Here is a 25,170-nt window from a genome sequence, read left to right as displayed (position 1 = left end):
GGGGGGGGCAGTCCGAATTTCCGGGTGGAAAGCGACTGGATGTGGCGCGATCTTAGGAAGAGACCTTGTGTGGTGTCCAAGACGGTTTTAGACTCGTTTCATATCTGAAAGGTATGGAAAATGGAGTTGCGCCACCTGAAGTACTTCGTGGCCGTCGCGGACGAGCAGAATTTCACGCGCGCTGCGGAAAGGCTGCACATTTCGCAGCCCCCGCTGAGCCGGCAGATTCAGGATCTGGAAGATGAACTGGGATTGCCCCTGTTCGAACGGGGCTCACGGCCGTTGAAACTGACCGAGGCGGGGCGCTTTTTCTACACGCACGCGACCCGCATGCTCGAGCAGGCGCGCGAAGCCATTCAGACCACACGGCGCGTGGCTGCCGCGGACAAGCGCCTGGTGATCGGGTTCGTGTCGTCCACCATGTACGGCGCGTTGCCGCGCCTGGTGCGGCTGTTTCGGGCTGAGCGTCCGGGCACCGAAATCTCGCTGGTGGAAATGTCGACGGTGGACCAGTTCGAGGCCCTGAAGGCCGGGCGGATCGACGTCGGGTATGGCCGCATCCGGCTGGAGGACCCGGCCATCAAGCGGGAGGTGCTCCGCGAGGAACAGCTGGTTCTGGCCATACCTTGCGAGCATGAGCTGGCACATGGCGCCCAGCCGGTCAGTCTCGCACAGGCGGCCCGCTTTCCCCATCTGATTTACCCTAGGAAACCCCGTCCGAGCTTCGCTGACCAGGTCTTGTCCATGTTTCGAGACCGCGGTGTCGAGCCGGTGGCCGTGCACGAGGTGCAGGAAATCCAGACGGCGCTCGGCCTGGTGGCGTCGGGCATGGGCCTGTGCGTGGTGCCGACGGGCGTGCAGCGCCTGCGTCCTGACGAGGTGGTGTACCGGCCCTTTGTCGATCCGGGCATGGTCTCGCCCATCATCATGAGCACCCGCTTGCACGACCAGTCCGAGGACCTGTTGCTGCTGCGCCGGCTGATCGACGACATCTACCGCATGCAGGCCGAAGAGCGGCGTCAGCAGGAGGAGCGGGCGCAGCTCCGCGCCGCGGGCATCATCGGCGATCCGGCCGCCCTGATCTGAGGGCGGTGCTGGCCGGGCGCAGCTCAAGCGACCGAGGCCCGTGGGCGCCGCGCCTGGATCGCACAGGCCAGCGCACCCACCAGCACCCCCCAGAAGGCCGAGCCCAGCCCCAGAAAACTCACCCCCGAGGCCGTGGCCAGGAAGGTGAGGATGGCGGGCTCGCGGTGGGCTTCGTCGGTGACGGCACCCAGCACGTTGCTGGTGATGGCGCCCGTCAGCGCCAGACCTGCCAGCACGGCCACGAAGGGGCCGGGCAGCACCGCGAACAACCAGACAATGAGGCCACCGAAGGTGCCGCCGATCAGGTAGAACAGGCCGTTGGACAGGCCGGCCACATAGCGTCTGCCCGGGTCTTCGTGCGCATCGCGCCCGGTGCACAGCGCGGCGGTGATGGCCGCCAGCACGGTGGTGATGCCGCCGAAGAGCGCGGTCACGATGGACACCGCACTGGTGACGGCGATGAGGGGGCGGGCCGCGACGCGGTACCCGGCTGCCTGCAGAATGGCCATGCCGGGCATGAACTGGCCGGACAGGCTGACGAGCACGAGTGGCAGCGCCAAGCTGAAGGTGGCCGACCAGGTCCAGACCGGCCAGGTCAGGGTGGGCACGGTGGGCCGCAGGCTCAGGGCCGGCCAGCTCGGATGGGGCTGCAGCACGGCCAGCAGGAGTGCCAGCCCCAGCACCCACACCATGTGGTAGCGCGGCCACCGGCGCTTGAACACCAGGTAACCCACCAGCATGCACCCGGTCAGCAGCGGCAGGGCCTCCATGGATTTGAATGCCCGCAGCCCGAACTGGAACAGGATGCCGGCCATCATGCCGTAGGCGACGCCTCTGGGGATGAGCTGCATCAGCCGGTCGAACAGGCCGGACAGCCCGATCACCCCGATCAGCACGGCCGCGGTGAGGTAGGCCCCGACGACCTCGCTGAGGGGCATGTCCGGCAGGAGGGTGACGAGCAGGGCCGAGCCCGGTGCGGACCACGCCGTGATGACCGGTACCTTGAACCACGCGCTCAGCGCGATGCCCGAGACCGCCGCCCCGATCGAGATGGCCCACACCCATGAAGCCACGATGTCGGGGGGCACCATGCCGACCTGCGCGGCCTGAAACAGGATGAGCAGCGGGCCGGCATACGACACGAGCACCGCGATGAAGCCGGCGGTCACGGCGGAAACAGACCAGTCTTGGCGAAGCATGCGCAGGCTCATGGCGTGAGCGTGAAGGCGGAAGCGCCCGATTCTCCGGGTCTGGGCGGCTTGATCAAGCCGCGTGACGCGAGCACACTGTTTGCTCCACGTGAACAATCCTCCGAGGTATGGACCGTTTCGAGACGTTGCGGCTCTTCGTGCGCATCGTGCACCTGGGCAGTTTCACCAAGGCCGCCGCCGAACTGGGCATGCCACGGGCCACCGCCACCCAGGCCATCAAGCAACTCGAGTCCCGCCTGGGCGTGCGGCTGCTGGCACGCACCACGCGGCATGTGTCGCCCACCGAAGAGGGGCTGGCCTTTCAGCAGCGGTGCGTGGCCATCCTCGCCGACTTGGAGCGGGCGGAGCAGGCGTTTTCGGATTCGGCGCTGAAGCCCCAGGGCCGTTTGCGCATCGACCTGTCCGGCACCTTGTGGCGGCATGTGCTGGCCCCGCTGATGCCGGATTTCTGCGAGCGCCACCCTCGCATCACGGTCGAGGTCAGCACACACGATCGGCGCATCGACCTGGTGAAAGAGGGCGTCGACTGCGTGCTGCGCATCGGCGAGCTCAGCGACTCCACCCTGGTGGCGCGCCGCCTGGCCACCTTGCCGCAGTTGACGTGTGCCAGTGCGGGCTATGTGGCCCGACACGGGCGACCGCAGGAACTGGAGGAACTCGCGTCGCACCGCATGGTGGGCTATGTGGCCGCCGGTTCGGGCAAGACCGTGCCCCTGGCGTTCCAGTCACCCGACGGTCAGGTGCGTGAAGTGAGTCTGCCGGCCACCGTGTCGGCACACAACGGGGATGCCTATGTGGCGGCTGGCGAGGCGGGCTTTGGTCTGATCCAGGTGCCGCATTACCACGTGCAGCGCCAGATCGAGGCCGGCTCGCTCGTGGAGTGCCTGACCCGGCATCGACCGCCCGGCCTGCCGCTGTCGGTGGTGTATCCGGCGCAGCGGCATTTGCCTTTGCGCGTGCGGGCCTTCATCGACTGGCTCGCCCGGATTCAATTTGTGTCCGGGGTGAAATAAATGGTTTTTCCGGTCCGGTGAATGTCGCGTCGGGTGGTTTATTCGGGGATGGCGACGCTTGTTTTTTTCGCGCGGGATTGCTGAAATGGGGGCATGCACCACTTTCCCGCCATTTCATTTTTCGTGGCCCGGGTTCGAATATCCGGGTGGATGTCGACCCTGGTCGGAATGGGCTGCGCCGTGGGTTTGAGCGGATGCTCCGTGCTGTCCATCAGCCCGACAGTCGAGGTCGTCAAAGCAGCCGGGCTGGCGGCCAGCAATGCGCTGCATGCCGCACCGTTCGAAGCCCGCGACGTGGTGTGGCATCCCCATGTCCCCTATGACAGCGTGTGCATCGAGCTCAACCGGGTGGCCCACCCGCACGACGTGGTGCCTGCCATCCAGGCCGAGCTGGCCGCGCTGGGGGTGCAGAGCCGCGTCTACGAGAGCGGGCTCGTGCCCTTTGCTTGTCGGACCACGCTGAACTACACGGCCTTCATCCAATGGGAGGTGCCGACATTCGGCACCGTGGCCGAACCCTATCTGGCGACGGCCTCGCTGACGGTGCGTGAGGAGGGGCGTGTGCTCGCCAGCGCCGGCTTCGCGCTCGACGCCATGGGCTTTGGCAAGTGGGCCAGCACACGGCGCAAGCTGGCCCCCCTGGTGCGCGCCATCGTGCAGGGCCCGCCAGCCTTGCGGCCCGACGCGCTCACGGCCCGCCGGGACTGACCCGGCCTCACCAGATCGTCAGGGCGTTGGTCAGCACGCGCTGGATCCAGGTGCGGGACGAGGCGGCCGTCACATCGCCCTGACCCACCTGCTCCATGCGGGCGTCCACGATGTCGCGCGAGGACACCACGCCGCCGAGCTGAATGTCCTTCGGGTTCACGATGCCCGAGAAGCGCAAGGTGCTGGCGTTGCCGTTGAAGACGATGTTCTTCTCGCCCGCGACCACAAGATGTCCGTTGGGCAGCACGTTGATCACCTGCGCGGCCAGCCGGCCGGTGAAGGCGCTGCTCTGCTCGGTCGTGCCATCCCCCTTGAAGGTGTCGCTGCCGGAGGCCGAGGCGTCGGCATTGAGCAGGCTCCTGACGAAGCCGCTCTGCCCGCCCCCTCCCGGGCCCTTGACCGCCACGCTGTTGGCGCGCCGGGCCTCCGAGTTGACCTTGTTGCGCGCACTTTGCTGCTCGGCAATGTCGATCTTGACCGTGTCGCCGATGTTGGAGGGTCGCTTTTCGTCCTGGAACAGCCAGCTGCTGGCCCCGGCCTGATAGAGCGACCCGGTTGCGACCCGCTCGACGTAGGGCGGCGGCGTCATCGGGCGCACGACCGTGGGGCTCTGGACCAGGGGGCCGGTGCAGCCCCCCATCACGGTGAGGCCGAGCGCCACCAGAACGCCCTGCATGGCACGGCGCAGCGGGTGCCTGGTTTTGTTCGGGCCGAACGGGGGCGAGGGCAGGGCGGGGCGCATGGGTTTTCCTTTCAGGGGCGAGCGAGATTGAAAAAAGTATAGGAAACCCATTTGTGTCGAGGCTGATATATGGTGAAGCGCAGTGAATTTCTGGTGTCCTGGGTGACATGTCGATGATCGAAAAAAGGCGATCAAGGAATAAGCGGAACAGACTGGGCGCAATATCGAGGTGTGTCATTCCATGTCGCTTTGTGTCGGTCGGGTTTCTCGTGGGTAAAAGGCGGCCCAATCGGCCTTCATCACCCTGGATCGATATTCGGGCGGGGCGATAAGCTGAAATCACCGATCCCCCTTTGACCTTTCTGAGGACTTCGCGATGAACACGTTTTCCACCCTCGGCGGGCTGACGCCGAGCAGTTCCACCTGCCTCGCCAACCGGGCAGGTCGCCACGGCGGCTCTGCGAACGCCGCCATCGAAGACAGCGGCTCTCTGGGGCCTCTGCTCGGCGTGGCGACGTCTGTGGTGGATGGCGTGAGCGATGCCGCCCGCGCGGCCTACCTCGAGGCCACGCGCGACGTGCGGGCCGTCGGGGAAGCGGTCACGACCGCCGTCCACACCGTGGGGGACACCTATGACAGCGTGGTCGGTGGGGCACGGCAGGCGGCGCATGCCGCTGTGGAGACCGTCGAGCAGGCCTGCGACACGGTGAGCCACGCGGTCGGCGATGCCGTGGACGCGGTGGAAGACGGGCTGTCGTCGGTGGCCCATGGCGTGGACGATGCGGTCGGCGCCGTGGCCGGCTACGCCATGAATGCCCTGAAGGTCGCTGGCAGGCTGATCGATCTCGCGGCCTGAGCGCGGCGTGCGAGCGTCGGCATCGCGACAGACTCCGCATGGGCAGCCCGCTTGCCTGACGTGGCACAAGGTCTCTGGTGCGGACCTGTCACGCGCAGTGGCTATGCTAGCCGCATGAACTTCACCAGCCAGACCTTCGACCAGATCCAGCAGGGCGCCAGCCTCACGCAGCGGCACACCGTCACGCGCGACGAGGTGTCGCTGCTGGCGCTGGTGTCCGGCGAGGTCAACGCCTTCGGCCCCGAGCGCGACGAAGCCAATGCGACCGCTCCGGTGTGCGAGGGCGTGAGCGCCGAAGCCCTGGTGCACGCGCTGCTCAAGCGTCGCCTGCCCGGGCCCGGCACCGTGATCGTCTCGCACGACCTGCGTTTCAACGGCCACGTGCAGGTGGGCGACGAGCTGCTTGCCACGCTCACCGTGGCCGACAAGCGCCCGCCCGATCAGCTTCTGATCGCCTGCACCGTGCACCGCGGCGACACGCTGATCCTCGAAGGCCACATGACCGTGCAGGCGCCGGCGCAGGCCATCACCGTCGACCAGCGTGACACCCCCTCGGTCATCCTGCGCCGCAACGACGTGTTCGGCCGGTTGCTGCAGGCCTGCGAAGGGCTGACGCCCGCCCGCTGCGCCGTGGTGCACCCGTGCGATGCGGACTCGCTGGGCGGGGCGATCGAATCGGCCCGGCTCGGCCTGATCGAGCCCGTGCTGGTGGGGCCCAGCGCGAAGATCCTGGCGGTCGCCGAGGCGCAGGGGCTGGACCTGACACCCTACCGCCTGGTGGATGCGCCGCACAGCCACGCGGCGGCCGAAGCGGCGGTGGCGCTGGCCCGCGATGGCGAGGTCCAGTCATTGATGAAGGGCAGCCTGCACACCGACGAGCTGATGGGCGCGGTGGTGAACGGGGCCACTGGGTTGCGCACCGAGCGGCGCATCAGCCACGTCTTCGTGCTCGATGTGCCGGCCTACCCGCGCATGCTGCTGGTGACCGACGCGGCCATCAACATCGCCCCCACCATCCAGGACAAGGTCCACATCGTGCAGAACGCCATCGACCTGGCGCAGGTGCTGGGCGTGCCCACACCCAAGGTGGCCATTCTGGCGGCCGTGGAAACCGTGAACCCGGTCATGCCGGCCACGGTGGACGCCGCGATGCTGTGCAAGATGGCCGACCGCGGCCAGATCACCGGCGGGCTCATCGATGGCCCGCTGGCGTTCGACAACGCCGTGAGCCTGGAGGCGGCGCGCACCAAGGGCATCGTCTCGCCGGTGGCCGGGCAGGCCGACATCCTGGTCGTGCCCAACCTCGAAGCCGGCAACATGGTGGCCAAGCAGCTGCAGTACCTGGCCGGGGCCGACAGCGCCGGCATCGTGCTGGGCGCGCGCGTGCCCATCGTGCTGACCAGCCGGGCCGACTCGGTGCGCACCCGCCTGGCCTCGGCCGCGGTGATGCAGCTGCTGGCCCAGGCCCAGGCTCGCGCCCGCAGCGTGAGCGGCAAGGCGCCCGCTGCCTGAGCCGTCCCGACCTTCCCCGAACAAGGAGCCCCGCGATGACCGATGCCCTGGCCGTCTTCAATGCCGGCTCGTCCAGCCTGAAGTTCTCGGTGTTCACGGCCCGCGGCCTGCAGCCGCTGCTGCACGGCCTGATCGACGGGCTGGGCAGCGCCCCCCATCTGGTGCTGAAGGCGCCGGACGGGGCTGTGCTGGCCGAGCAGCGCTGGGGCGCCGCGCCGCAGGGCGGTGGCGCGGCCGAGTCGGCCCATGACGCCGACCGCGAGCACGACGAGGCCCTGGCCGCGCTGCTGGCGCTGATGCCCACCCACCTGCACGGCCACACCCTGACGGCCGTGGGCCACCGCATCGTGCATGGCGGGGCCCGCTTCACGGCCCCGGTGCGCCTGACGGAGGACGTCGTGGCCGAACTGGCTGCGCTGACGCCCCTGGCGCCGCTGCACCAGCCCCACAACCTGTCGCCGGTGGCCGCGCTGGCCCGGCTGATGCCCGACCTGCCCCAGGTGGGGTGCTTCGACACGGCCTTTCACACCACGAACCCGCCGGTGGCCCAGCGCTTTGCGCTGCCCCGTGCGCTGCACGACGCCGGGGTACGGCGCTATGGCTTCCACGGCCTGTCCTATGAGTACATCGCCACCCAGCTGCCCGCGGTCGACGCCTGGGCGGCGCAGGGCCGCACCATCGTGCTGCACCTGGGCAATGGGGCGAGTGCCTGTGCGCTGCACGGCGGGCGTTCCGTGGCGTCCAGCATGGGCTTCACCGCGCTGGACGGCCTGATGATGGGCACGCGCACGGGCAGCCTCGATGCCGGCGTGCTGCTGTGGCTGATGGACGAGCGCGGCATGGGCGCGCGCCAGATCGAGCGCCTGCTGTACAGCGAATCGGGCCTGCTCGGTGTGTCCGGCATCTCATCTGACATGCGCACCCTGCTGGCCAGCGACCGCCCCGAGGCCCGCGAGGCCGTGGCGCTCTACACCTACCGCATCCAGCGCGAGGTGGGTTCGCTGGCGGCCGCGCTGGGCGGGCTGGACGCCCTGGTGTTCACCGCCGGCATCGGGGAGCACGCCGCGCCCGTGCGCGAGGCCGTCTGCCAGGGGCTGACCTGGCTGGGCGTGCGGCTGGACGAAGCGGCCAACGCCCGTGCCAGCGGCCTGCCCGACGGCCAGTCGGCCCGCATCAGCGTGCCGGGCAGCCCGGTCACGGTGTGGGTCGTGCCCACCGACGAAGAGGGGATGATCGCGCGGCACACGCGTCGCCTGGCGCTGCCGCAGTTCGAGCCCGCGGCAGCCGCATCGGCCTGATCGACCGGCCGCACCAGCCTGTCGGCGTGGCCCGTCCGGCCTGCGTCAGGGGCAGACGCTGTGCGGGCGCGGCGCTACAATCTTCGGTTCCACCAGCGCCTGCGGCCCGAACGGTCGGGCGCGCCGCCGGTGGTCCGGCCTGGTCCGCATCGGCGCGGATCGCCGGGACATTCCCGAAAGGACATTTTCATGTCGATGGACGACCGCGACGGCAAGATCTGGATGGATGGTCAGTTGGTGGAGTGGCGCGATGCCAAGGTCCACGTCCTGACCCACACGCTGCACTACGGTTGCGGCGCCTTCGAAGGCGTACGCGCCTACAACACCGTCAACGGTCCGGCCATCTTCCGCCTGCGCGAGCACACCGAGCGCCTGTTCAACAGCGCCAAGATCCTGCGCATGCCGATGCCCTTCACCATCGAGCAGGTCGAACAGGCCCAGATCGATGTGGTCAAGGCCAACAACCTGGAAAGCGGCTACATCCGTCCGCTGGTGTGGCTGGGCTCCGAGAAGCTGGGCGTGAGCCCCAAGGGTGCCAAGGTGCACCTGATGGTGGCCGCCTGGACCTGGGGCGCCTACCTGGGCGAAGAGGGCATGAAGCGCGGCATCCGCGTCAAGACCTCGAGCTACACCCGCCACCACGTCAACATCACGATGACGCAGGCCAAGGCGGTGAGCAACTACACCAACTCGATCCTGGCCAACATGGAAGCCACGGACGACGGCTACGACGAAGCCCTGCTGCTCGACAGCGCCGGCTTTGTGTCCGAAGGCGCTGGCGAGAACATCTTCGTGATCAAGAACGGCGTGATCTACACGCCCGACCTGTCGGCCGGTGCCCTGAACGGCATCACCCGCAACACGATCTTCCACATCGCCAAGGACCTGGGCCTGGAGATCGTGCAGAAGCGCATCACCCGCGACGAGATCTACATCGCCGACGAAGCCTTCTTCACGGGCACCGCCGCCGAAGTCACCCCGATCCGCGAACTGGACCGCATCGAAATCGGCCGTGGCTACCGTGGCCCGATCACCGAGCAGATCCAGACCGCGTTCTTCGACATCGTCAACGGCCGCAACGCCAAGTACGCCGAGTGGCTGACCAAGGTGGCCTGATCCGCTGACAGGAACTGAGTGATGAGCACCAATCCGCAAACCCCGAAAGCCGTCGTCGAAGTGACGGCCTCCGATGTGCAGGGCCCTGGCGTGGTCTTCTGCCCGAACCCGAAGATGGCGCTGTGGAGCAACCACCCCCGCGTCTTCATCGACGTGGTGAAGGCCGGCGAAGGCCGCTGCCCCTACTGCGGCACCGTCTACAAGCTCAAGGACGGCGAGCACATCCACGGCCATTGAGGTCGCAGCACCGGGCTGGCCTTGCATGGCCCGATGCAGATGAACCAGGCCCGAACCGGCAACGGCTCGGGCTTTTCTTTTGTGCCTGTGGCGGGTGTGGTGCGCGCCGTGGAGCCAGCCCGGCGTGGCTCAAGCCGTCACATGCCGGGCTTGTAGAACACGTAGTCCGCGCTGTAGGAAACGACCTGGCGTTGCCCCTTCTGGGCATCGCCGCAGGGCAGGGCCGGCGCCACGCCGCCGCGGGTGTTCAAGCGCTGGATGTAGGCCACGCCCTGCATGGCGCCGTTGCCCGTGGCCGGGTTGGCCTTGACCAGCTGCAGCGGGATGGCACCGGCCGCAGCGGGCGCCACGGCCACCTGCTTGCCCGTCACCTTCGAGCCATCAGTCGACTCCCAGGTCGGGCCCGCATGGTAGCGGCCGAGGTTCTTGCCGCCGGCATCCACCATCGTGGCCACCGGCCCCACGAAGGCCCATTCGAAGCTGCCGGCCATGTCCTTCTTCTCACGGCATTCGTAGGTGATCTCGCCGCTTGCCATGGCGTAAAGGCTCTGGGTGTGGCCAGCCGGCACGCGCACCGCTTCAGGCAGCGCGGCGTTGTCGACCTTGGGCGCCATCATGCTGCCGCAGGCCGCCAGGGCGGCGGTGGACATGAGGGCGAGGGTCAGGGGCAGCTTGGTCATGGATCGGTCTCCGGAAGAGGTTGAACACGGCGCTCGCGGCGCTTGGTGTTCACTACGGCCCACGGGCCGATCCGGATGCAGTCGACGCGCCCTGTTCCCTGCGCGGGTCAGAGCTGCAGCTGTCCCACCGAGACGATCGGCCCCGTGGGGGCGCCCGTGGGCGAACCGCCAGGCGGCTCCACGCTGACGGCGAAGGCGGCCGTGTCCTTCAGCAACTGTGTGCGCAGCACGGTGGTGGCCCGTTCTGCGGACACCAGCCCGAGTGACCGCGGTGTCCCCTGGGCGGGCACCGCCCACAACTCCAGGGCCTTGTTCAGCGCCACCTGCTGGCCTTCGGTCAGCGGCTTGAGCACCAGGCTGCGTCCATCGCCGCTGACGCTCGCCACGAAGGAGGCAGGCTGCACGCCCGGCGCCGCTGCAGCGGGTTGGGCTGCCATCACGACCACAATCGGCGGCTGCACCGGCGCGGGCTGGCTGAGCAGCACGCCAAGGGTGAGCGCAGCGGCGGTCGCCAAGCCGGCCGCGCCCTGCCACAGCACGAGCTTCTGCCACCAGCGCACCATGGCGCGGGTCTCACCGAACAGACGCTGCTCGATGCCGGCCCACACGCGCGGCGAGGGCGTCACGGGCTGAATGGCGTCGTCCAGTTGCAGCAGCCGGCGCTCCCAGTCCAGCCGGGCCTGACGCAGGCGGGGATGGGCGGGCAGCAGGGTCTCGAAGCGGCGTCGCGCGCCGCCGTGCAGCGTGCCCAGCACGTACTCGGCGGCCAGGCGTTCGGCCAGTTGTTCGCGGCTGTAGTCCATCTCAGCTCAGGGCCAGCGAGGCCCGCTCCAGGCAGTTCTTCAGGCCTTGCAGGCCCCGGCGCACCCAGCTCTTGACGGTGCCAAGCGGCTGCGCCATCTGCTGGGCCACCTCAGCATGGGTCAACCCCTCGTAGTAGGCCAGCGCCAGGGCGTGCTGCTGGTCGCCGCTCAAAGTCTGCAGGCAGTCCTTCAAGGCGCGGGCCTCGCTGGCCTGTTCCAGCAGGTCCAGCGGGCCGGGCTCATCCGAAGGCAGGTGGTTCAGCATGTCGACGTCGTCCTCGTCCGGGCCCTGGGCCGCCTGGTAGCGGCTCACGGTCTGCGGCTCGGTCTGGCGGCGGCGCAGGCTGTCGATCGCGCGGTTGCGGGCGATGCTGCCCAGCCAGGTGGAGGGCTGGCTCAGCGAGGCGTTGAAGCTCTGTGCCGCGCGCCACACGTTGACGTACACCTCCTGGAGCACGTCTTCGGCCTGGGCCCGGTCCTGTTGGATACGCAGGATGGCGCCCAGCAGATGCGCGCTGGTCTCGCGGTAAAGCGTGTCGAATGCCACACGGTCGCCCAGCGCGACGCGCGAGAGCAGGGCGGCCAGCATCTGCTGGCGGGCGGACGGCTCGGATGACGGCATGGCTCCTCGTACGGCAGGGCGGTGCGCGCATTCTAGGAACAAGTGACAGAACGCGTCATGAACGGGCTTCTACAATCCGGTCCATCATGAAGACGCCGCACGAATTCGTTCTCACCCTGTCCTGTCAGGACACCAAGGGCATCGTCCACGCCGTGTCGGGCCTGCTCTACCAGGCCGGCTGCAACATCATCGACTCGCAGCAGTTCGGCGATGTGCAGAGCGAAGACAGCACCGGCCTGTTCTTCATGCGCGTGCACTTTGCCGCGCCCGACCACCTGGCCGACACCGCCACGCTCGACCGCTTCTTCGCGAATGTGCGCCAGCAGTTCGGCATGACGGCTCGCATCCATGCGCTCAACCGCAAGCCTCGCCTGCTGGTCATGGTCAGCAAGCACGGCCATTGCCTCAACGACCTGTTGTTCCGCTGGCGCTCGGGCTGGCTCAACGTCGACATCCCGGCCATCGTCTCCAACCACCCGGATTACGCCGGACTGGCCGCCAGCTACGGCATCCCCTTCCACCACCTGCCGCTGCCCACGGGCTCGTCAGCCGAGGTCAAGCGCGAGCAGGAGCGTCAGGTCGAGTCCCTGGTCGAGCAGGAGGGCATCGACCTGGTCGTGCTCGCGCGCTACATGCAGATCCTCAGCCCCGAGTTCTGCCAGTTCCTGCAGGGCCGCGCCATCAACATCCACCACAGCTTCCTGCCGAGCTTCAAGGGCGCCAAGCCCTACTACCAGGCGCATGACCGCGGTGTGAAGCTGATCGGCGCGACGGCGCACTACGTGACCGCGGATCTGGACGAAGGCCCGATCATCGAGCAGGATGTGGAACGGGTGGACCACACCCTGAGCCCCGAGGATTTCACCGCCGTCGGCCGCGACGTCGAGTGCGTGGTGCTGGCCCGTGCCGTGAAATGGCACACCGAGCACCGCGTGCTGATGAATGGCCACAAGACCGTCGTCTTCAAGTGACCCCCTGACCGCATGAACGACCCCCGCGCGCGCAAGGCCAGCCAGGCCGCCCTGATGGCTTCGGCCGATGACACCGAGGCGACCTTCTACGAGGCGCTGCAACAGGGCGATCTGGTGCGCCTGATGACGGTGTGGGCCGACGACGAGGAGATCGCCTGCGTGCACCCGGGCGGCCCCCGCGTGGTCGGCCCGGTCGCCGTGCGCGCGGCGTTCGAGGCCGTGCTGACGCAGGGTCCGATCGACATCTCCGTGCACCACGTGCGCCGCCTGGAGCAGGCCCACATGGCCGTGCACCACGTGACCGAGCTGGTGCGGGCGGTGACCCCGGAAGGGCCCCAGACCGCCTATGTGATGGCCACGAACGTGTACGTGCGCACCGAGCAGGGCTGGCGCATGGTGGCCCACCACGCGAGCCCGGGCCTGTCGCAGGAGCTGCCCGACATCGTCGAGCCTCGCGGCGTGCTGCACTGACCGGGCGCACCCATGCTGCAATACCGCGCTCCCCGATGGCTGGCGGGCCATGGTCCGGTGGCCGGCAACGTGCAGACCATCTGGCCGGCCCTCTACAGCGCCACGCACCACGAGGGCAGCCGCCTGCCGGTGCACTACCGCCGCGAACGCTGGGATGCGCCCGATGGCGACTTTGTCGACGTCGACTTTCATCCGGCCGAGCCCCGCGTGTCCGCCGCCTCGCCGGCTGGGGCCTTGGGCGGGAGCGCGTCGCTCGGGGCGGCCCAGGCGGCCAGGCCGCTGCTCGTGCTCTTCCACGGCCTGGAAGGCTCGTCGCAAAGCCATTACGCGCGCGCCTTTGCCCATTGGGCGCATGCACAGGGTTGGGACTACGCCGTGCCGCACTTCCGGGGCTGCTCGGGTGAAGTGAACCGGCGCCCGCGGGCCTACCATTCCGGCGACCACGAAGAAGTGGACTGGATCCTGCAGCGGCTGTGTGCCGGCCACGCCGGACCGGTGCTGGCCGTGGGCGTGTCGCTGGGCGGCAATGTGCTGCTGCGCTGGGCCCAGGAGCAGGGTGCCGAGGCCGCCCGCCGGGTGCGTGCCGTGGTGGCGATTTCGTCTCCGATCGACCTGGCCGCCTGTGGGCAGGCCATCGGCCGCGGCTTCAACCGCGTGGTCTACACGCGCATGTTCCTGAGCACGATGCGGCCCAAGGCCATGGAGCGGCTCAAGCTGTTTCCCGGTCTGTTCGACGCCGAGGCCATGCGCCGCGCCCGCGACATCTACGATTTCGATCAGGTCTTCACGGCTCCCCTGCACGGCTTTGCCAGCACCGAGGACTACTGGGCGCGCTGCTCGGCCAAGCCCGGCCTCAAGGCCATGCGCGATGTGCCGGCACTGGTGCTGAACGCCCGCAACGATCCCTTCGTGCCGGCATCCTGTTTGCCCACCTCGGGTGAGGTGGGGCCGGCCGTGACGCTGTGGCAGCCCCATGAAGGCGGCCACGTCGGCTTTCCGTCGGGGCGTTTTCCCGGCCATGTGGCCGATCTGCCCCAGGCCGTGGGCCGCTGGCTGCGCAGCCATCTTTGAGGAGAACCCCATGGACGACATCGTCAAGGCCGCCCTGAAAAAGTGGCCCAACGTGCCGCACTGCTATGACTGGCTGGCGCTGGACGCGCGCGGCGACTGGTACATGCGTGACGACCGCATCCAGGCTGCCGGGCCCTTTCCCGAGGTGAAGGGCAGCCGCATCACGCACGACAAGCTCAAGGACTTCATCCACCGCAACTACGAGCACGACGAGCAGGGCGCCTGGTACTTCCAGAACGGCCCACAGCGGGTGTACGTCACGCTGGAGGCCGCGCCCCTGGTGCTGGGGGTGCAGCGGGCGCTGGACGGCAGCTTCAGCGTCCTGACTCACACAGGCGTGGCGCCCGGCGCCGTCGAGGCCGCGATGACCGACGAACACGGTCGGCTGTTCCTGTCGACCCCGATGGGGCTGGGCATTGTGCGCTCGCTGGACATGGATGCAGCAGCCGACGCCATCGAAGCAGGTGTGTGGCCTGAATTGACCGAGGTCTGTTTTGCCGAGTTGCCGGCACGCCATGGCTACTGCCTGAGGCCGCGGGCGCCCGCACAGGTTTCTTGATCAGGCACAAAAAAACCGGCTCGCGGGAGCCGGTTTGTCTGTGGGGCGAACGCGACGCCTGAGCAGCCTCAGGGGGCGGCCGGGGCGCTGGCGGCGCCAGCCGGAGCAGCCGGCTCGGCCATCTTGCCGCCACTGCCGTTGACCATGTAGACCAGGGCGCGGCCGACTTCATAGTCGCTGAAATCGCCGCCGCCCTGAGGCGGCATGGCGTTGAAGCCCTTCAGGGCATGGCCCAGCAGGGTGTCATAGCCCTTGCCCACGCGGGGGCCCCAGGCGCCCGCGTCACCGAACTTCGGCGAGCCCAGGGCACCCGAGCCGTGGCAGCTGGCGCACTGGGCCTTGAACACTTCTTCACCCGAACGCGGGCCGGTGTTGGCCGAAGCCAATTTGATCTCGACCGTGCCGACGGGCATGATCCGCTCGGACGTGGCCTGGGCGGTGAGCGCATCGCTGCCAGCAGAGCCCTTGTGGCCCGAAGACACGTAGTTCACCAGCAAGGCGATGATGGCCACAGGCACCACGAAAGCTGCCACCACGGCCGCGATGAGTTGCTGGGGCGTCTGGATCGGGCCTTCGTGGCCGTTTTCTTGATTCTGGCTCATGGGGGTGCAGGCGATGGCGCAGGGTTGATGGGGCGTCAACGTGTGCAGGGAACGTACCCGTGCTCACGGCAACGTTGGATTATAGTTGGAGCGCAAGTCTCGCCGGAAGCGCCTCGAGCGACCTGCTAGAATGCAAAAACGCTGCGCCCGTAGCTCAATGGATAGAGTACTGCCCTCCGAAGGCAGGGGTTGCTGGTTCGATCCCAGCCGGGCGCGCCACACAGATCAGGCACCTAGCTCCGCGGCCAGGTGCTTTTTTCTTTGCGATACGGTTTCTACACGGACCGTACCCTTGTGATTTGGCAATTGCGGCGGATCTCTGTGACCTGCCCCGTTTCTTTGTGCCACTGATTCCGGGGAAGATGGCTCCGACCTCCGCCTGGAGCCCACGAGAAAGAGCGGGTTCGCCGAAGAGCAAATGGTTGCCTTGCGGCGTGAGGCCGGCCACATCAGCGTGGCGGAGGCCGCCGAGAAGCGCCAGGTCAGAGCGCCCGGCTCAAGAGGTTGCCGGCTGGCATCCCACGCGTTTAAACAGCGGTGCCCGTGCCCGGCTCCCCAACGATTCAGTTTTCGCTGCTTTAAGGCAACGCCGGCAGCTGTGGCTCATCCAATGAGCTTTGCCGCAGGCAAACTGCTCCTTAAAAAGCTGGATCACAATTTTCATGTCGCATTATCTGTTTCGCTGGGGCCCCGAAGACTGGCCCCCGCATTTGTTTGACGATTCCGTTGCGCGAGCACGTTCTGGTGAATCTGTGCGGTGGATGTGTAAAGCCAACCTCAAGCGCATTGGCGCAGGAGACGCTTTTTTCCTCTTGAGGTGCGGGGCCGCATCCCCGGGCATTGTGGGGTTCGGGCGCGTGGGCAGTGCACCTTTTCAGGCGCCTCACTTCGACCCTGCCGAGCAGGCTAAAGGAACGGTCGCCGATTTCGTGCAACTCCGGTTCGATCACATCTGCGGCTCTACCCAGGCGCCCCTCGTGCCTCGCCATGAGCTGCTCCAAGGCGACCTGGTTTGCGGTGAGTGGCAGTCACGCAGCACTGGAAAGTTGCTCCCGCCCCAAGTGGCCCAAGCGTTGCAGAAACTGGTTGAGCAGCGATCCCCCGCAAAGGATTTTGTGGGTGCAGACGAGATCGAACCGGACCAGGCGCCACTGAAAGAAGGCGCGACCAAGACGGTTCTGGTCAACGCGTACGAGCGGAGCGCTGAGGCCCGTCGTCGTTGCATTGAGCACCACGGGTACGCCTGTGCCGTTTGCGACGTGCATTTTGAGCTGCATTACGGCTCAGAACTGGGTAAAGGCTTCATTCATGTCCATCATCTCAAGCCCTTGCACGTGATCGGGGTCGACTATGAGGTCGACCCTGTCGCAGATCTTCGCCCCGTTTGCCCGAATTGCCACGCGATGCTCCACCGCAAGCGCGGGCAAACGCTGTCGATCGAGGAGTTGCGAGGGATCCACCAAAAGTATCGTATGGCCAGAGGCCTGGACTGATGCCACCCCGTACATGAAGGTGCGCCATGCATGATGCGGCGGCGCGCCGTTGTCGTTGGTTACATTTTGCATTCACAAATAACCATGGGACGTTTGATGCCCCCGCTTGCCCCCGGCGCACGCGCCGTCATCCGCGACGAAGAATGGCTGATCCGCCGCGTTGACCCATCAACAGATGGCGGCTACCTGCTCACCTGCGACGGCATTTCTGACCTGGTTCGCGGCCAGTCGGCCCTGTTCCTGACCTCGCTCGAAGACGCCATCGAGGTGCTGGACCCGGCCGAGACCGAACTGGTGCCCGACACCAGCCCCACCTACAACGCCACTGTTCTCTACCTTGAAAGCCTACGCCGCCGCGGCGTGGCCAATGACGAGAAGATCCACCTTGGCCACCGTGGGGTCATGAACGTCGTGCCCTACCAGCTTGACCCGGCCTTGCAGGCGCTCAAGCAACCTCGTTCTCGCATCTTGATCGCCGATGCCGTGGGTTTGGGTAAAACACTGGAAGCCGGCATCCTGGCCACCGAGTTGATCCAGCGCGGACGCGGCAAGCGCATCCTCGTGGTCACGCAAAAGGCCATGCTCACCCAGTTTCAGAAAGAATGGTGGAGCCGCTTCTCCATCCCCCTGGTGCGTCTGGACTCGGTTGGCTTGGCGCGCGTGCGCAACCGCATCCCCGCCAACCACAACCCGTTCAACTACTTCGATCGCAGCATCATTTCCATCGACACGCTCAAGAACAACCTGGAATACCGGAACTACCTTGAGAACGCCTGGTGGGACATCATCGTCATCGACGAATGCCACAACGTGGCCGCACGCGCGGGTGAATCCGGCCTGTCGCGCCGTGCCCGCCTGGCCCGACTGCTGTCGAATCGCTCAGACACCCTGATGCTGCTGTCGGCCACGCCGCACGATGGCTCCGCCCGCAGCTTCGCGTCGCTCATGAGCCTGCTGGACCCGACCGCCATTTCCGACCCCGACCACTACACGCCTGAAGACTTCCGCAGCAAGGGCCTGGTCATCCGCCGCTTCAAGAAGGACATCAAGGACCAGGTTCAGTTTGACTTTCAAGAGCGTCACACCCTGTGCCTGCGCCACGCCGCCAGTGCCCAGGAAGAGGCCGCCTACCGCGCCTTGCTTGAGGTGCCCTTCACCCAGAGCGGTCAACACAGACCCGGTCGCCAGCAAGAGCTGCAACGCGTGGGCATGCAAAAGGCCCTGTTCAGCAGCCCTGCCGCCGCGTTGGAAAGCACGCTCAAGCGCATCAAACTGCTCGAAGGCAAACCCAGCCCCACGCCTGAAGAGGTTAATGAGGCCCAGGCCTTGCAAGAACTGGCCGCCACCCTGCAACCGCTGGTGGATGACCCCACCGCCAAGCAGTTCAGCAAGTACCAGCGCCTGTTGGAGCAACTGCGCTCGGCTGACTTTGCCTGGCAGGTGAACAACGCGGGCGACCGCCTGGTGATCTTCTCTGAGCGCATTGAAACCCTGTGCTGGTTGGAAAAGCAACTCAGCCAGGACCTCAAGCTCAAGCCCAACCAGGTGGCAGTGCTGCACGGCCAGATGGCCGACACCGAGCAGCAAGAACTGGTCGATCGCTTCGGCCGCCTGGAAGACCCGATCCGTGTGCTGCTGTGCTCCGATGTGGCCAGCGAAGGCTTGAACCTGCACTACTTCTGTCACCGCCTGGTTCACTTTGATTTGCCCTGGTCGCTGATGGTCTTCCAGCAGCGCAACGGCCGGGTAGACCGTTATGGCCAGAAGCACCAGCCCCAGATCGTGTACTTGTTCACCGAGTCAGTCACTGACAAGGTGAAGGGCGACCTGCGCACCCTCGAAGTGCTGCAGCGCAAAGACGACCAGGCCTACCTGAACCTGGGCGACCCTTCTGCCTTCCTCAACGTGTTCGACCCCGACAAGGAGGCCGACAAGGTGGCCGACTTCATGGCCAGCGGCCTGACGCCGGAGCAGGTCGAAGCCAACATGGACCAGGCCGCTGCGGACGACACCGACAACGACGGTGACTGGTTGATGGAGCTGTTTGGCAACGGCGCGCCCTCCGCCTCAGCGGGGCAGGCAGCAGAGCCCAAGCCCAGCAGCTTGAGCCAGATCGAAGCCCCCAGCTCCCTGTTTGACAGCGACTACCACTACGCCAAAACAGCGCTGACCCAACTCAACCAGGGCCAGACCCTGTGCCAATGGGTGCCGCACGATGCCGAGCAGATCATCGCCATCACTGCGCCGCGCGACCTGCAAGAGCGACTCAAGCAACTGCCCCGCGAAGTACAGGCTGACAACGATCACTACTCGCTGTGTGCCAACCCGCAGCGCATGATGGCCGCCATCGAAACTGCCCGGCAAGCCCGCGCGGAAGAAGAATCCTGGCCGCAGTTGCACTACCTCTGGCCCCAGCACCCCATCATGGACTGGATTGGTGACCGGGTGCTTACGCACTTTGGCCGCCACAAGGCCCCCCTGCTGCAAAGCCACAAGCTGGCGGCCAATGAACAGGCCTTCATCATGATGAGCCTGGTGCCCAACCGCAAAGGCCAGCCCTTGCTGGTGGAATGGCAAGTGGCCTGCTGCATTGGCAACGGCCCCTTCACCCTGCAGCCCTTTGATGCCTTTGTGCAGCGTGCTGGCATCAAGGCCGGTGGCCTGCCCAACCGGGGCGCCACGCCTGAACTGGCGCAACTGCAAGCCACCATGCAACAAACCTTGCCCCAAGCTGTCGAGGCCATGCGACAGCACATGGTGCAACAACAGCAAGCCTTCTCAGCCCAACTCAGCCAACGCTTGGAAGGCACCCTGGCCGAGCTGCAACGCCTGCAAGGTGCACAGATGCAGCAGCTCACGCTGGAGCTGGACAAGCAACTCGAAACCGTCAAGCGTGGCCGCTTCGAGCAGCGCAGCCAACAAATCAACCGCGTGTTTGACGACTACCGCCAGTGGGTGCAAGACACCCTCACCACCGAGCCCCAACCCTGGATCCAGGTGCTGGCCGGTGTCTGCCACCCGCAAGCCGCTCTCATCCCCGTGGGAGCCTGACCATGCCCGTACTCGACGCCGTTCAAACCTTCGCTGGCATCACCAACGAAAACGAGTTCTACAGCCACCACTACCTGGCTGAAGTCTTCAAGGGCGACATCAAGGCCCGCCTCGAAGCCTGGGAGGGCGGAGAAGCCCAGCACCCCGGCGATGAAGCCCACCGCGCCCCGCACAAACGCCTGCAAGCCTGGGCCCAGCGCTGGTTCTCACTGCGCGGCCAGGTGCAACGTGGCCGCGACGAGCACGAACGCTGGCAAGCCTTCATGCAGATACAGTCTGGCCTGCTGCAAGCCCTGGGCTACCCTCAGCCCCCCAGCACCTTGGTGCTGCACGAACTGGCCCCCGGCCTGCCCCTGCCCGTGTGGCAGCTGCACGGCCAGCGCCTGGCCATCATCCCGGCCTACCAACCCAGCAAGGAAGACGAAGACCTGCTGGACCACCAGCTCACCGCCTTCCACTACGGCAGCGAGCCTGTGCCTGCCGAGCTGCGCCAGCAAACCTGGGCCGACAACGTGTCTGACGCCGTGTTCGGTGGCGACCAGCCCCCGCGCCACGTGCTGCTGCTGGGCCTGGACGAATGGCTGCTGCTCGACCGCTACAAGTGGCCCAACAACCGTGCCCTGCGCTTCAACTGGGCCGACATCCTCGACCGCAAAGACGCCGACACCCTCAAAGCCTGCGCCGCCCTGCTGCACCACGACAGCCTGGCCCCGGGCGAGGGCAGCAGCCTGCTCGAAAGCCTGGACGAAAACGCCCACAAACACGCCTTTGGCGTGAGCGAAGACCTCAAATACGCCCTGCGCGAGGCCATCGAGATCTTGGGCAACGAAGCCGCCCGCCAGCTGGACGAGCAAGCCAGCGGCAGCAAAAAGAGCATCTACTCCGGCCAGTACAAGTTGGATGCCAGCCAGCTCAGCCTGGAATGCCTGCGCATGGTGTACCGGCTGTTGTTCATGTTCTACATCGAGGCGCGGCCCGAGCTGGGCTATGTGCCCATCCAGAAAAGCGAGGTCTACCTCAAGGGCTACAGCCTTGAGAGCTTGCGTGATCTGGAACTACAACCCCTGCCCACGCCCCAGGCCCGCGAAGGCCTGTTTTTTGACCTGACCCTGCGCCGCCTCTTCAAGCTGGTGGCCCAAGGCTGCGGCCTGCACCCCCAGCAACACAGTCTGCGCGACGCAGACCAAACCACGCCCCAAGGTGCCAAAGACACCTTTGCCCTGGCCCCGCTCGACAGCCGCCTGTTTGACGACACCACCATGCCCCTGCTGGGCAAGGTGAAGTTCCCCAACGAGGTGTGGCAGCGGGTGATCAAGCTGCTGTCGCTCAGCAAAGGCTCGGGCAAGGGCCGACGCAGTGGCCGCGTCAGCTACCAACTGCTGTCCATCAACCAGTTGGGCGCCGTGTACGAAGCCCTGCTGAGCTACCGCGGCTTCTTTGCCGAAGAAGACCTGTACGAAGTCAAGCCCGCGCCCAAGAAGGGCGGTCGCAGCGCGGGTGACGACGAGGGTGGCGACGCGGGTGACGATGACGACGACCAGGACGCCGACACCCCCGCCAAACGAGGCGGAAGCTCCGACAGCGACGCCGACAAGCTGGACAACGCCTGGTTCGTGCCCCGCAGCCGCATCGAGCACTACAAAGACGACGAAAAAGTGCATGACGTGGTGGACGGCAAGCGCAAGCTGCGCATGCACCCCAAGGGCAGCTTCATCTACCGCCTGGCCGGCCGCGACCGCCAGAAAAGCGCCAGCTACTACACCCCCCAGGTGCTCACCCAGTGCCTGGTGAAATACGCCCTCAAAGAGCTGCTGGCCAGCGAGCGCGTGCGCGGGGCCGATGACATCCTCACCCTCACGGTGTGCGAGCCCGCCATGGGCAGCGCGGCCTTCTTGAACGAAGCCGTCAACCAACTGGCCGAGGCCTATCTGGAGCGCAAGCAGGCCGAGCTCAAGCAACGCATCCCGCACGACATATACCCGCAAGAGCTGCAAAAGGTGCGCATGTACATTGCCGACCGCAATGTGTTTGGCGTGGACTTGAACCCCGTGGCCGTGGAGCTGGCTGAGGTGTCCATCTGGCTCAACGCCATCTATGGCGAGCAAGACGAACAAGGCCAGCCCTTGCCCGCCCGAGTGCCCTGGTTTGGCTACCAGCTCTTTGCCGGCAACAGCCTGATCGGCGCCTGGCACCAGGTGTTCAACGCCGCCTCGCTGCTCAAAGGCGCCAAGCCCGCCTGGCACGAAGAAGCCCCCCGCCGCGTGAGCGCCGCCGCCCCGCGCCGGGCCGACGAGATCTGGCACTTTTTGTTGCCAGACCCCGGCATGGCCGACTACGCCGACAAAGACGCCAAGAAGCTCTACCCCCAAGACTTCGAGCGCCTCAAAGCCTGGCGCAAGGCCTTTTGCACCCCCTTGCAGAATCATGAGCTGGCCCGCCTGCAACAGCTCAGTGAGCTGGTCGAGGCCCTGTGGGCCGAGCACACTGCCGCCCTGGCCCGCGACCGCGCCCGCACCGAAGACACGCTGGACGTGTGGCCCCGCACCGCAGGCAGGCACCCTGCCGATGCGGCAGCCGACACCCCCGCCGCCCAGCATGTTGAATCACGAGCAAAACTGAGCCACTAAAGGGCATCCGTCACGCCCAATTTTGAGCCACGTTATCCACCTACCCTGCTGTTTTTTGCAGCAGTGGGGTGCAGGAGTGATCAACGTGAGCACATTGAGCAAATTGCGCCGCATGGTCCACCGTGACCACCTGAGCGTGCGCGAAGCCAGCCGAAGGCTGGGCATCTCCCGCAATACAGCCGCCAAGTGGCTCGAGGCCGACGAGATGGTCGAGCCCCGCTACCCCAAGCGGGCCTCTCTTCCCAGCGTTCTCGATCCCTACAAGGAACAGCTGGCCACCTGGCTAAAGGCCGACAGCCACCGCAACAAGCGCGAGCGCCGTGGCATCAAGGCCATGTTCCGGGCACTGCAGGCCGTGGGCTACCCTGGCAGCCGAGGCCCGGTCTATGAGTTCGCCAAGCGCTGGCAGCAGGCACAGTCCGACGCGCCAACCCGAATGGCCTTCGTACCCATGAGTTTCGAGATGGGCGAGGCCTTCCAGTTCGACTGGAGCTGCGAGTACCTGTTCGTGGGCGGCCTGCGCAAACGCCTGGAGGCTTCGCACACCAAGCTGGCGGCCAGTCGGGCCTTCATGCTCACCGCCTATTTCAGCCAGGCCCACGAGATGTTGTTCGACGCCCATGCCCGAGCCTTTGCGGCTTTTGGTGGCGTGCCGCGCCGGGGCATCTACGACAACATGAAGACCGCCGTCGACAAGGTTGGTCAGGGCAAGAGCCGCACCGTCAATGCGCGCTTCGAGGCCATGACGGGTCACTACCTGTTCGAGCCAGAGTTCTGCAACCGCGCCGCTGGCTGGGAGAAGGGTATCGTCGAGAAGAACGTGCAGGATCGCCGTCGTGGCATCTGGATGGAGGCAGCGGAACGCCGCTGGCCCGACCTGGAGAGCCTCAATGCGTGGCTGCACCAGGCTTGCCTGGACGCCTGGCATGAGCTGCCTCACCCCGAGTGGCCAGAGCTGACGATCGCCGACGTCTGGCAGCAAGAGCAGACGCACCTGATGCCCAACCCTGCGCCATTTGATGGCTATGTCGAGCAGATGGCCAGGGTCACAGCCACCTCGCTGATCCACTACCAGCGCAATCGCTACAGCGTGCCATGCGAGTGGGCCCACACCAGTGTCAGCGTGCGGGCTTATCCCGATCGCCTGGTGGTGGTCGGTGCCAACTCGGAATCGCCAGAACAGCCGGTGAGCCTGCCGCGCAGCTTCGAGCGTGGCCAGACCTTGTACGACTGGCGGCACTACGTCAGCTTGCTCGAACGCAAGCCCGGCGCTTTGCGCAACGGCGCCCCCTTCAAGACCATGCCCGAGCCCTTGCAGCATCTGCAAGCGCACCTGCTTCGCCACCCTGGCGGCGACCGGGTGATGGCCCAGGTGCTCATGGCCATCACCCTGCACGGGCTCGATGACGTGCTGGTGGCCGTGGAGTTGGCGCTGCAATCGGGCCGCGTGAGCGCAGACCATGTGCTCAACGTGCTGGCCAGGCTCAAGGAGCCCCAAGCCGTGCAAAGCCTGCCTGAAGCAGCCTTGCCTTCACTGACGCTGCACGAGCCGCCTCAGGCCGACGTGTCGCGCTACGACAGCCTGCGCCAGTCCCAGGAGGATGACCATGTCCAATGACATCGCAGCAAGCCTCAAGGGCTTGAGCCTGCACGGCATGGCCAGTGCCTGGCCGGAACTGCTGGGCATCGCCCGGCTCAAATCGCTCGACCACGAAGCCCTGCTGCATCAGCTCATCAAGGCCGAGGGTGCACATCGGGAAGTGCGCTCCATGGCCTACCAGATGCGGGCGGCCCGATTCCCGCACCACCGCGACCTGGCTGGCTTTGCCTTTGATCAGGCGCAGGTGGACGAGGCGCTGGTGCGTCAGCTGCACGAGTTCAAGTTCATCGACTCAGCCCACAACGTGGTCTTCGTGGGCGGCCCTGGCACGGGCAAAACACACCTTGCCACAAGCCTGGGTGTTCATGCCATCCGTGCACATGGTAAGCGGGTGCGCTTCTTCTCGACCGTCGAGCTGGTCAATCTGCTGGAGGCCGAGAAAGCTCAAGGTAAGGCCGGGCAACTGGCACATCGGCTCATGTACGTGGATCTCGTCATCCTCGACGAGATGGGCTATTTGCCCTTCAGTCAAGCCGGTGGGGCCTTGCTGTTCCACCTGCTGTCCAAGCTGTACGAGCGCACCAGCGTGGTCGTCACCACCAACCTGTCGTTCTCGGAGTGGGCCAGCGTGTTCGGCGACGCCAAGATGACCACCGCGCTACTCGACCGACTCACCCATCACTGCCACATCGTCGAAACCGGCAACCAGAGCTGGCGCTTCAGGCACTCGACTGCACAACCGTCTTCGATCATCAGAGCCACACGAACCAAAACGGCCAAAGGAGCACCCCAGACAGATCACGCAGTAGACTTATCCACATCCGAACAGTCCATTTCTTCGTCAACTTAGTGGCTCAGTTTTGGACGTGACGCCTGGCTCAGTTTTGCTCGTGATTCAACA

At 66.3% G+C, this 25,170-nt stretch carries 23 protein-coding genes and 1 tRNA gene; 18 read left to right on the top strand and 6 right to left on the bottom strand.

Annotated features, from left to right (window positions below):
* Window positions 1-120: 120 nt before the first annotated feature.
* Complete coding sequence (locus QZ709_RS01190; protein WP_294635541.1) at window positions 121-1,086, top strand: LysR family transcriptional regulator; 966 nt, start codon at window positions 121-123, stop codon at window positions 1,084-1,086.
* A 23-nt stretch (window positions 1,087-1,109) separates the two neighbouring features.
* Here QZ709_RS01190 and QZ709_RS01185 read toward each other — a convergent pair whose 3' ends face one another.
* Window positions 1,110-2,285 carry a benzoate/H(+) symporter BenE family transporter gene (locus QZ709_RS01185; protein WP_294635540.1) on the bottom strand — a complete coding sequence of 392 codons (1,176 nt, stop codon included), beginning with the start codon at window positions 2,283-2,285 and terminating at the stop codon, window positions 1,110-1,112.
* Window positions 2,286-2,404: 119 nt separating this feature from the next.
* On the opposite strand from QZ709_RS01185, the gene QZ709_RS01180 reads away from it, so the two are divergent.
* Window positions 2,405-3,310, top strand: coding sequence for a LysR family transcriptional regulator (locus QZ709_RS01180; RefSeq protein ID WP_294635539.1), 906 nt, complete (start codon window positions 2,405-2,407; stop codon window positions 3,308-3,310).
* A 201-nt stretch (window positions 3,311-3,511) separates the two neighbouring features.
* Window positions 3,512-4,018 (top strand): cell division protein FtsI, encoded by a 507-nt coding sequence (locus QZ709_RS01175; RefSeq protein WP_294635538.1) that lies wholly within the window; start codon window positions 3,512-3,514, stop codon window positions 4,016-4,018.
* 7 nt (window positions 4,019-4,025) lie between these two features.
* Here QZ709_RS01175 and QZ709_RS01170 read toward each other — a convergent pair whose 3' ends face one another.
* On the bottom strand, window positions 4,026-4,760 hold the full coding sequence (locus QZ709_RS01170; protein WP_294635537.1) for a flagellar basal body L-ring protein FlgH: 735 nt from the start codon (window positions 4,758-4,760) through the stop codon (window positions 4,026-4,028).
* Window positions 4,761-5,076: 316 nt separating this feature from the next.
* On the opposite strand from QZ709_RS01170, the gene QZ709_RS01165 reads away from it, so the two are divergent.
* The 5 genes from QZ709_RS01165 to QZ709_RS01145 all read left to right on the top strand — a co-directional run bounded on the left by QZ709_RS01165 (window position 5,077) and on the right by QZ709_RS01145 (window position 9,719).
* Complete coding sequence (locus tag QZ709_RS01165; RefSeq protein WP_294635536.1) at window positions 5,077-5,556, top strand: hypothetical protein; 480 nt, start codon at window positions 5,077-5,079, stop codon at window positions 5,554-5,556.
* Between the two features lie 114 nt (window positions 5,557-5,670).
* Window positions 5,671-7,068, top strand: a complete 1,398-nt coding sequence (locus QZ709_RS01160; RefSeq protein WP_294635535.1) for a bifunctional enoyl-CoA hydratase/phosphate acetyltransferase — start codon at window positions 5,671-5,673, stop codon at window positions 7,066-7,068.
* Between the two features lie 35 nt (window positions 7,069-7,103).
* Window positions 7,104-8,366, top strand: coding sequence for an acetate/propionate family kinase (locus QZ709_RS01155; protein ID WP_294635534.1), 1,263 nt, complete (start codon window positions 7,104-7,106; stop codon window positions 8,364-8,366).
* A gap of 189 nt (window positions 8,367-8,555) precedes the next feature.
* Window positions 8,556-9,482 carry a branched-chain amino acid transaminase gene (locus tag QZ709_RS01150; protein ID WP_294635533.1) on the top strand — a complete coding sequence of 309 codons (927 nt, stop codon included), beginning with the start codon at window positions 8,556-8,558 and terminating at the stop codon, window positions 9,480-9,482.
* Between the two features lie 21 nt (window positions 9,483-9,503).
* On the top strand, window positions 9,504-9,719 hold the full coding sequence (locus QZ709_RS01145) for a zinc-finger domain-containing protein (RefSeq protein ID WP_294635532.1): 216 nt from the start codon (window positions 9,504-9,506) through the stop codon (window positions 9,717-9,719).
* A gap of 137 nt (window positions 9,720-9,856) precedes the next feature.
* On the opposite strand, the gene QZ709_RS01140 is transcribed toward QZ709_RS01145, so the two are convergent.
* The 3 genes from QZ709_RS01140 to QZ709_RS01130 all read right to left on the bottom strand — a co-directional run bounded on the left by QZ709_RS01140 (window position 9,857) and on the right by QZ709_RS01130 (window position 11,824).
* Window positions 9,857-10,399, bottom strand: a complete 543-nt coding sequence (locus QZ709_RS01140; RefSeq protein ID WP_294635531.1) for a DUF3455 domain-containing protein — start codon at window positions 10,397-10,399, stop codon at window positions 9,857-9,859.
* 107 nt (window positions 10,400-10,506) lie between these two features.
* Window positions 10,507-11,202, bottom strand: coding sequence for an anti-sigma factor (locus tag QZ709_RS01135; RefSeq protein WP_294635530.1), 696 nt, complete (start codon window positions 11,200-11,202; stop codon window positions 10,507-10,509).
* 1 nt (window position 11,203) lies between these two features.
* Window positions 11,204-11,824, bottom strand: a complete 621-nt coding sequence (locus QZ709_RS01130) for a sigma-70 family RNA polymerase sigma factor (RefSeq protein ID WP_294635529.1) — start codon at window positions 11,822-11,824, stop codon at window positions 11,204-11,206.
* Window positions 11,825-11,910: 86 nt separating this feature from the next.
* Between QZ709_RS01130 and purU the strand changes: the two genes are divergently transcribed.
* The 4 genes from purU to QZ709_RS01110 are packed head-to-tail and all read left to right on the top strand — an operon-like array spanning window position 11,911 to window position 14,896.
* A complete protein-coding gene (gene purU, locus QZ709_RS01125; protein ID WP_294635528.1) occupies window positions 11,911-12,795 on the top strand; it encodes a formyltetrahydrofolate deformylase in 885 nt (294 codons plus the stop codon).
* Between the two features lie 12 nt (window positions 12,796-12,807).
* Window positions 12,808-13,266: a nuclear transport factor 2 family protein gene (locus tag QZ709_RS01120; protein WP_294635527.1), complete on the top strand. Its 459-nt coding sequence runs from the start codon at window positions 12,808-12,810 to the stop codon at window positions 13,264-13,266.
* Between the two features lie 12 nt (window positions 13,267-13,278).
* Window positions 13,279-14,337 (top strand): alpha/beta fold hydrolase, encoded by a 1,059-nt coding sequence (locus QZ709_RS01115; protein WP_294635526.1) that lies wholly within the window; start codon window positions 13,279-13,281, stop codon window positions 14,335-14,337.
* 10 nt (window positions 14,338-14,347) lie between these two features.
* Window positions 14,348-14,896: a DUF2946 family protein gene (locus QZ709_RS01110; RefSeq protein ID WP_294635525.1), complete on the top strand. Its 549-nt coding sequence runs from the start codon at window positions 14,348-14,350 to the stop codon at window positions 14,894-14,896.
* A 68-nt stretch (window positions 14,897-14,964) separates the two neighbouring features.
* Here QZ709_RS01110 and QZ709_RS01105 read toward each other — a convergent pair whose 3' ends face one another.
* Complete coding sequence (locus QZ709_RS01105) at window positions 14,965-15,498, bottom strand: c-type cytochrome (RefSeq protein ID WP_294635524.1); 534 nt, start codon at window positions 15,496-15,498, stop codon at window positions 14,965-14,967.
* Between the two features lie 143 nt (window positions 15,499-15,641).
* On the opposite strand from QZ709_RS01105, the gene QZ709_RS01100 reads away from it, so the two are divergent.
* From QZ709_RS01100 to istB, 6 genes are all read left to right on the top strand, one after another.
* Window positions 15,642-15,717, top strand: a tRNA-Arg gene (locus QZ709_RS01100).
* 443 nt (window positions 15,718-16,160) lie between these two features.
* A complete protein-coding gene (locus tag QZ709_RS01095) occupies window positions 16,161-16,991 on the top strand; it encodes a hypothetical protein (RefSeq protein ID WP_294635523.1) in 831 nt (276 codons plus the stop codon).
* A gap of 96 nt (window positions 16,992-17,087) precedes the next feature.
* The gene (locus QZ709_RS01090) at window positions 17,088-20,042 is read left to right on the top strand and encodes a DEAD/DEAH box helicase (RefSeq protein WP_294635522.1); all 2,955 of its coding nucleotides are present in this window, start codon (window positions 17,088-17,090) and stop codon (window positions 20,040-20,042) included.
* A 2-nt stretch (window positions 20,043-20,044) separates the two neighbouring features.
* Complete coding sequence (locus QZ709_RS01085) at window positions 20,045-22,669, top strand: hypothetical protein (protein ID WP_294635521.1); 2,625 nt, start codon at window positions 20,045-20,047, stop codon at window positions 22,667-22,669.
* An 85-nt stretch (window positions 22,670-22,754) separates the two neighbouring features.
* Entirely contained in the window at window positions 22,755-24,287 is a 1,533-nt protein-coding gene (gene istA, locus QZ709_RS01080; RefSeq protein WP_016495558.1) for an IS21-like element ISAav1 family transposase, read from the top strand.
* Window positions 24,277-25,119: an IS21-like element ISAav1 family helper ATPase IstB gene (istB, locus tag QZ709_RS01075; RefSeq protein ID WP_016495557.1), complete on the top strand. Its 843-nt coding sequence runs from the start codon at window positions 24,277-24,279 to the stop codon at window positions 25,117-25,119. Before istA ends, istB begins: the two co-directional genes overlap by 11 nt.
* The last annotated feature ends 51 nt before the right edge of the window (window positions 25,120-25,170 follow it).

The organism is uncultured Aquabacterium sp. (genome assembly GCF_913773725.1).
Lineage (GTDB): Bacteria > Pseudomonadota > Gammaproteobacteria > Burkholderiales > Burkholderiaceae_C > Aquabacterium.
The sequence above is the reverse complement of the archived record's forward strand: the minus strand, read 5'-3'. Positions and strand labels throughout refer to the sequence as shown.